7 protein-coding genes are annotated in these 7,157 nt (G+C 64.1%); all 7 read right to left on the bottom strand.

The window, feature by feature from the left end:
- Window positions 1–204: 204 nt before the first annotated feature.
- The gene (locus JHD59_RS06460) at window positions 205–1,521 is read right to left on the bottom strand and encodes an NAD(P)/FAD-dependent oxidoreductase (protein WP_199153624.1); all 1,317 of its coding nucleotides are present in this window, start codon (window positions 1,519–1,521) and stop codon (window positions 205–207) included.
- Window positions 1,522–1,936: 415 nt separating this feature from the next.
- Window positions 1,937–3,463, bottom strand: coding sequence for a ubiquinone biosynthesis regulatory protein kinase UbiB (gene ubiB, locus JHD59_RS06455; RefSeq protein WP_199153623.1), 1,527 nt, complete (start codon window positions 3,461–3,463; stop codon window positions 1,937–1,939).
- An 8-nt stretch (window positions 3,464–3,471) separates the two neighbouring features.
- The gene (locus tag JHD59_RS06450; protein ID WP_199153622.1) at window positions 3,472–4,059 is read right to left on the bottom strand and encodes an SCP2 domain-containing protein; all 588 of its coding nucleotides are present in this window, start codon (window positions 4,057–4,059) and stop codon (window positions 3,472–3,474) included.
- 20 nt (window positions 4,060–4,079) lie between these two features.
- Complete coding sequence (locus JHD59_RS06445; RefSeq protein WP_199153621.1) at window positions 4,080–4,595, bottom strand: M15 family metallopeptidase; 516 nt, start codon at window positions 4,593–4,595, stop codon at window positions 4,080–4,082.
- Complete coding sequence (gene ubiE / locus JHD59_RS06440) at window positions 4,595–5,329, bottom strand: bifunctional demethylmenaquinone methyltransferase/2-methoxy-6-polyprenyl-1,4-benzoquinol methylase UbiE (RefSeq protein ID WP_199153620.1); 735 nt, start codon at window positions 5,327–5,329, stop codon at window positions 4,595–4,597. Before ubiE ends, JHD59_RS06445 begins: the two co-directional genes overlap by 1 nt.
- A gap of 2 nt (window positions 5,330–5,331) precedes the next feature.
- Entirely contained in the window at window positions 5,332–5,703 is a 372-nt protein-coding gene (locus JHD59_RS06435) for a gamma-butyrobetaine hydroxylase-like domain-containing protein (protein WP_103318300.1), read from the bottom strand.
- A 167-nt stretch (window positions 5,704–5,870) separates the two neighbouring features.
- A complete protein-coding gene (gene queA / locus JHD59_RS06430; RefSeq protein ID WP_199153619.1) occupies window positions 5,871–6,893 on the bottom strand; it encodes a tRNA preQ1(34) S-adenosylmethionine ribosyltransferase-isomerase QueA in 1,023 nt (340 codons plus the stop codon).
- Window positions 6,894–7,157 lie beyond the last annotated feature (264 nt).

Here is a 7,157-nt window from a genome sequence, read left to right as displayed (position 1 = left end):
GCGGCCAAACCCGCAGGGCCGGGCGCCTTTCGCGCCGACTCTTCGTTGTTCCGCGCTGGCAGAGAATGACTATGCGGCGCGCGAAACGCCTCGATTCGGCGCAAAACGCATCCCGGCGCGACCGCTCACCAAACGTCAACAGCCCCTAAGGCGACAGCATTTATCAGCACGTCCTCGGCAGGGCCGCAACAGCCTGCCCAGCCATCAATGCAGCTTCAACGCCGGCCGCGCCGCGCGGCGCAGCTTGTCGCCGATGAACAGCAGGACCGCCAGCACCCAGCCGTGCACCGCTGCCTGGTGCATGCGGTACAGCGAGGCGTAGATCAGCTTCGCGCCGCGGCCTTCCACGTGGTAATCGCGCTTTGGCCCCACCACGGCCGCCAGGCTGCCGACCGCGGTATGCTTGCCCAGCGACACCATCATGCCCTGCGGCTTGAAGACAAACGGCCGCGCCGGCTTGTCGTCCAGCCGGCGCGCCAACTCTTCGGCCAGATAGCGCGCCTGCTGGTGCGCCACCTGGGCGGTGGCCGACAGCATGCGGCCGCTGTCGCCGTCCGGCGCGGCGGCGCAATCGCCCATCGCGTAGATGCAGTCGCCGCCGGCGCAATGCAGCCGGGTGTCCACCACCAGCTGATTGACGCGGTTCACTTCCAGACCGTCCAGCGTGGCCAGCCAGGCCGGCGCTTTGACGCCGGCAGCCCACACCGTGATGTCGGCCTCGATCTTGCGGCCATCCTTCAACGCCACGCCATCGGCCTCCACCGCGGCCACCAGGCTATTGGTCAGCACCTGGATGCGCTTGCCAGCCAATTGCTCCTCGGCGTAAGCGGACAGCGACGGCGGCGCGGCGGCCAGGATGCGCTCGGCGCCTTCTATCACGCTGATCCTCACCCGCTCCGGCTGCAGACGCGCGCCATAGTGGTGCAGTTCGCACATGGTATGGTTCAGCTCGGCGGCCAGTTCCACGCCGGTGGCGCCGCCGCCGACGATGGCGATGGACAGCGCGCGCGCCGGCGCCGCGGCGCCGCTGGCGCGGAAGGCCTGCTCCAGCACCCGATGGCGCAGCTTTTCGGCATCGGCCGGCGTGTTCAGGAACATCGCGTGCTCGGCCACGCCGGGCGTGCCGAAGTCGTTGGCCTGGGCGCCCACCGCGATCACCAGCCAGTCATAGGACACATCGCGCGCCGGGCTCAGTTCGCTCCCATCCTGGCTCTGGATGGCAGACAGCCGTATCGTGCGTTGCGCCTGGTCCAGGCCGGTCATGTAGCCGAATTCGAAATCGTAGCCGTTGCGGTAGCCGTGGGCGAAGTAATTGACTTCGTCCTCGCCGGTATTCAGCGCGCCGGTGGCCACTTCGTGCAGCAGCGGTTTCCAGATGTGAGTAGGCGAGCCATCGACCAGCACGATCTGCGCGCGGTGGCGCGCGCCCAATGTGCGGCCCAAACGGGTGGCCAGCTCCAGCCCCCCGGCGCCTCCCCCGACAATGACGATGCGCGGCAGCGCCGCGTTGCGGCTTAACATAAGCAGCTCCTGATGAGTGGTATTTTTGGCCAAGATTACCGCATTTTTCCGGCCATCAACGGTGAACGGCGAAAATTAGCCAGCGTCATGGGCGGGTCATGCCAATGGCGCGTAAACGCTGCGGATAATCGCGCGCCGACGGGTAGCTTATCCACAGCCATACTAGATTTTGATTTTTATCCACAGATCATGCGCATGATCCATGCTTGCGCCAGCAGCCTAGTAGGGCGGATGCCCCACAGGGGCGATCCGCCATGCCGCGGCATCGCCGGCCGAACCTTTCGAATGAATGCGTTCGCATGAAGGCATTGCGCGGGCAAGACCTGCCGGCCTGCCCGCCCTACGCGGTTGACGTAAGAATCGACGGGCCAGCGCGGAACAGGGGCGGATCGCCCCGCAAGCGCGGGCATCCGCCCTACAGCAGATTTTTGGCCAGCAGCGCCGCCAGCAGCAGGGCGATCAGCAGCAGCAGGAAATTCTGCCGCTTCTGTTCGCGCATCAGCTGGATATAGCCTTCCACCAACAAGTCGGTTTTGGCCGAGCTCAGCGTATCGTTCAGCTTGCGCGGCAAGGTCGGCAAGGTAGTAGCCCATTGCGGCGCCTCGTGCTTCAGCGTGCGCAACAGGCCGCGCCAACCGACCTGCTCGTTCATCCACTTGGTCAGGAAGGGCTTGGCGGTGTCCCACAGGTCCAGCTCCGGGTCCAGCTGGCGACCCAGGCCTTCGATATTCAGCAAAGTCTTCTGCAGCAACACCAGCTGCGGCTGGATTTCCACATTGAAGCGGCGGCTGGTTTCAAACAGCCGCAACAGCACCATGCCGAAGGAAATTTGCGACAGCGGCTTCTCGAAGATCGGTTCGCACACGGTGCGCACCGCGGCTTCCAGCTCCTCGGCGCGGGTATCCTTCGGCACCCAGCCCGATTCGATGTGGGCGGTGGCCACGCGGTGGTAATCGCGGTTGAAGAAAGCCAGGAAGTTGACCGCCAGATAGTGCTTGTCGGTATCGGTGAGGCTGCCGACGATGCCGAAGTCCAGCGCGATATAGCGGCCGTCGGCGGCCACGAAGATATTGCCCGGATGCATGTCGGCATGGAAAAAGCCGTGGCGGAACACTTGGGTGAAAAAGATTTCCACGCCGTAGCGGCTGAGCTTGCTCAAATCGATGCCGGCCTGTCGCAGCCGCTCAACCTGGCCTACCGGAATGCCGTGCATCCACTCCAGCGTCAGCACTTCGCGGCTGGAGTAGTCGTAGAACACTTCCGGCACGATCAGCTTGTCCGAGCCCTTGAAGTTGCGCCGCAGCTGCGAGGCGTTGGCCGCCTCGTGCATCATGTCCAGCTCGTCGTGCAGGTATTTGTCGAACTCGGCCACCACTTCGCGCGGCTTCAGCCGCTTGCCGTCGGCGAACAGCTTCTCCACCCAGCCGGCCAGCGTGCGCATCAGCGACAGGTCCTGCTCGATCACCGGCAAAATGCCGGGCCGCAGCACCTTGACCGCCACTTCGCGGCCGCGGCTGCCGTCCGCTTGCCGCAGCCAGGCCTTGTGCACCTGGGCGACGGAGGCGCTGGCCACCGGGGTCAGGTTGAAATCGACATAGATTTCATCGATCTTGCGGCCCAGGCTGCTTTCCACCACCTGTTGCGCCAGCGCGCCGTCGAACGGCGGCACCCGGTCTTGCAGCAAGGCCAGCTCGTCGGCGTATTCCGGCGGCAGCAGGTCGCGCCGCGTGGACAGCACCTGGCCGAACTTGACGAAGATCGGCCCCAGGCTCTCCAGCGCCATGCGCATCCGCGCCGGCAGGGGCGCGGCGGTGTCGCGTGGGATAGGACACAGGCGGAGCAGCTTGTGCAGGAAGGCCAGCCTGGAATGCCCTTCCAGGAAATCATCCAGACCGTAGCGGTACAGGGTGGCAACAATCTTCAGCGAGCGCGATATCGACATAAAGTCCGTCAGGTCTGGGAATTCTGTTTATTGTTGAGCGCGGCTTCCAGCCGCTCCAGCCGCTTGTCCAGCCGGCCGGCGTCATCACGCAGCTTGTCCACGTCTTGCACGAAGCGGCCCACCTGATGCCGTCCAGCCAGCACGGCGCCGTCTTCGCGCAAGTGCTCCAGCCAGTTGTCGGCCAGGCGGAAGGCCAACTGCCCCTTGAAGCCGAACAGGCCGCGCGCCAGCGTTTCGATGCGCTGCGCCGCCACATCGCCAAGCACCCGCGACAGGTCTTCGCTGGCGTGCCATTGCAGCTGGCCGAGGATGCGGCCGAGCGCGGCGGCCAGCTCGGCGTCGCCCTCCAGCGCGATGTCCGACAACTGCGGCGCCTGACCGGTCAGGTGCGAGAACAGCACGCCGTGGCGCAACACCAGCTTGGCTTCCGGCTCGCCCTCGCAGGCGGCCAGCCAGCCCTCATCGGTAATCACGCCGGCCACATGCAGCGGCGGCAGCGCGATGGCGACCCGCCGGCCGACAAAGCGCGCCAGCTCGGCGCGGCGCGCCGGATGCTGGTTCAAGAGATGGTTGAATGCGGCGATGGTCAGGGCCATGTGTTTACTCCGGTGAACCGTCACGCCCGCCAGCGCCAATGCCAGGGCTCGTACAGATAGCCGCTGGCGTTGCCGCGCGGGTAGCTCAGATGAAAGCCGAAATCCGCCGCCCGCCGCTCAAGCCAGTCAAAGGCGGCGGTGGTTTCAAACGCATCCTCCAGCGGCGGCGAGCCGAGCGCGCCGATATCGACGGCGCAGCCGCTATGGTGCTCGCTGAAGCCGGGCGCGGCGCTGACTCGCAGTATCTCGTCCAGCCGCTGGCCGCGCGCCAGTTTGGCGGCCACGATTTCATGCTGCCGCGCCACGCTGCGAAAAGCGGACAGCAGGAACATCTCCACGCCCTCGTCCGCCGCCGCGCGTCGCATAGCCTGCCAGGCGGCCGCCGCCGCTGGGACGAGGTGAAACTCTCGCCCTTCGGCATTGGTCTCCGCCAACGCCAGCTCGGCCGGCTCGGCATGGATTTCCAGCCCCCGCGCGAGCAAGTCAGCCGGAGCGATACCCAGCTCGGCCAGACGCGCCGCCAGCTCCGGCGTCATCAGAACTTGACGCCCTTGTGCAGCGCAACAACGCCGCCGGTCAGATTATGGTAGTCCACCTTGCCGAAGCCCGCGTCCAACATCATCTGCTTCAGCGTCTCCTGATCGGGATGCATGCGGATCGATTCAGCCAGGTACTGGTAGCTGTCGGCGTCGTTCGCCACCAGCTTGCCCATGATGGGCAGGGCCTTGAAGGAGTAGAAGTCGTAGAACGGCGACAAGGGCTTCCACACCTTGGAGAACTCCAGCACGAACAGCTTGCCGCCCGGCTTCAGCACGCGGCACATCTCCTTCAGCGCCGCGTCCTTGTGCGTCATGTTGCGCAGGCCGAAAGCCACCGACACCGCGTCGAAATAATTGTCCGGGAACGGCAGCTTCTCGGCGTCGGCCAGCGACACCGGCAAGATCATGCCTTCGTCCAGCAGGCGGTCGCGCCCCACGGTCAGCATCGAGCTGTTGATGTCGGTCAGCCAGACTTCGCCGCTCTTTCCCACGCGCTTGGCCCAGCCGCGCGCCAGGTCGCCTGTGCCGCCGGCGATGTCCAGCACCTTGTCGCCGGCGCGCACGCCAGAGGTGGTCAGCGTGAAATGCTTCCACACCCGGTGCAGGCCGCCGGACATCAGGTCGTTCATCACATCGTACTTGCCGGCCACCGAGTGGAAGACTTCGGCCACCTTGCTGGCCTTCTCGCTCTCCGCCACGGTCTTGTAACCGAAATGCGTGGTCTTATCCATGTTCACTCCCTGCTCGCGCCGGCGGCGGCGAGCTTGTCCAGATATTGCTGCCAGTACTGGTCGCGCTTGGCGCCCAGCTCGTATAGATAGCTCCAGCTGTAGAGGCCGCTGTCGTGGCCATCGTCGAAGGTGATCTTCAGCGCATAATGGCCCATGGGCTCCAGCGCGGTGATGCCGACATGGCGCTTGCCGGTCTGCAGCTTCTCCTGACCCACGCCATGGCCGCGCACTTCGGCCGAAGGCGAATAGACGCGCAGATACTCGCACGGCAGCTCGAAACGGGCACCATCGTCAAAGGCGATCTCCAGCACCTTGGAGATTTGGTGCAGCTGGATTTCCACCGGCTGCGCGGCGTCGGGGGTGAGTCCGGACATGGCCTTATCCTCGGTTAAATCCTGAAAAAACTCATTAGCCACTTAATCCACGAAAACCACAAAAAACGACCGTAAACAAAGCGCTTAAAACTCACACAGACTTCCACACCTTCTTTGTGCGTTTTTCTCGTGTCGTTTCGTGGATTTCGTGGCTAAAAAACGCTCAATCAATCTTTCCGTTCCAGCAGCATGGCGTCGCCGTAGCTGAAGAAACGGTATTGCTGCTCCACCGCATGGCGGTAGGCATGAAACATCTCGTCATAGCCGGCGAAGGCCGACACCAGCATCAGCAGCGTCGATTTCGGCAGATGGAAATTGGTCAGCAGGCGGTCCACCACGCGGAAACGGTAACCTGGCGTGATGAAGATGTCGGTCTCGCCGCGTCCCGCTTTCAGTTCGCCATGCTGCGCGGCCGATTCCAGCGCGCGCACGCTGGTGGTGCCGATCGCCACCACGCGGCCGCCGCGGGCGCGCGCCGCGGCGACGGCGTCCACCGTGGACTGCGGAATATCGTAGATCTCGCTGTGCATCTTGTGATCGGCCACATTGTCCACCTTCACCGGCTGGAAAGTGCCGGCGCCGACATGCAGCGTGACGAAGGCGGTGGCGATGCCTTGCGCCTGCAGCGTCGCCAGCATGTCATCGGTGAAGTGCAAACCGGCGGTAGGCGCCGCTACCGCGCCCTGCTCGCGGGCATAGACGGTCTGGTAGCGCTCGTCGTCGTCCTGCTCGGCGCTGCGTTCGATATAAGGCGGCAGCGGCAGCTTGCCGGACGCCTCCAGAATATCGTAGACGTTCTCTTCGGCCAGGAAACGCAGCTTGAACATCGAGTCGTGGCGTTCCACCATCTCCGCTTCCCAGCGGCCGGCGAAAATCAGCCGGCTGCCCGGCTTGGGCGACTTGGACGCGCGGACATGCGCCAGCGCGGTATGGTCGTCCAGCACGCGTTCAATCAGCGCCTCAACCTTGCCGCCGCTGGCTTTTTCGCCGAACAGGCGGGCGCGGATGACGCGGGTGTCGTTGAATACCAGCAAATCGCCGGCTTGCAAACGCGATGGGAAATCGGCGAAAGTGAGGTCGGACAGCGTCATGCCGTCCACATGCAACAGTCGGCTGGCGCCGCGCACGGCCGGCGGGTGCTGGGCGATCAAGGCCTCAGGCAGGTGGTAATCGAAATCGGAGAGCTGCATGGTGAAAGCTATGGTTCAGAACCGGCCGATTATACCTGCGCCCAACCATCGGGCACAGTGCCGGGAACGCCAATACCCGATGCCATGGCGTACTAGACGCGTAAATATTTTCTTGACATATTGCAGATACGCTACACTGCGGCACCCTGATTCAGCTAAGTTTTTTACTCTAAAACCAAGATCTTGCCCTGCATTCCAGCCGCTAAACGATTGTTTTAATTTCTGCAAACGCTGGACATCTTGCTGCGAAGTGCGGCAAACTCG

Origin of the sequence: Chromobacterium sp. ASV23 (assembly GCF_016428945.1) — a bacterium.
Lineage (GTDB): Bacteria > Pseudomonadota > Gammaproteobacteria > Burkholderiales > Chromobacteriaceae > Chromobacterium > Chromobacterium sinusclupearum.
The sequence above is the reverse complement of the archived record's forward strand: the minus strand, read 5'-3'. Positions and strand labels throughout refer to the sequence as shown.

What these genes read in the sequence shown, in the direction of transcription:
- JHD59_RS06460 (WP_199153624.1), bottom strand. Translation starts at nt 1,521, where the DNA reads ATGTTAAGCCGCAACGCGGCGCTGCCGCGCATCGTCATTGTCGGGGGA.
- ubiB (WP_199153623.1), bottom strand. Translation starts at nt 3,463, where the DNA reads ATGTCGATATCGCGCTCGCTGAAGATTGTTGCCACCCTGTACCGCTAC.
- JHD59_RS06450 (WP_199153622.1), bottom strand. Translation starts at nt 4,059, where the DNA reads ATGGCCCTGACCATCGCCGCATTCAACCATCTCTTGAACCAGCATCCG.
- JHD59_RS06445 (WP_199153621.1), bottom strand. Translation starts at nt 4,595, where the DNA reads ATGACGCCGGAGCTGGCGGCGCGTCTGGCCGAGCTGGGTATCGCTCCG.
- ubiE (WP_199153620.1), bottom strand. Translation starts at nt 5,329, where the DNA reads ATGGATAAGACCACGCATTTCGGTTACAAGACCGTGGCGGAGAGCGAG.
- JHD59_RS06435 (WP_103318300.1), bottom strand. Translation starts at nt 5,703, where the DNA reads ATGTCCGGACTCACCCCCGACGCCGCGCAGCCGGTGGAAATCCAGCTG.
- queA (WP_199153619.1), bottom strand. Translation starts at nt 6,893, where the DNA reads ATGCAGCTCTCCGATTTCGATTACCACCTGCCTGAGGCCTTGATCGCC.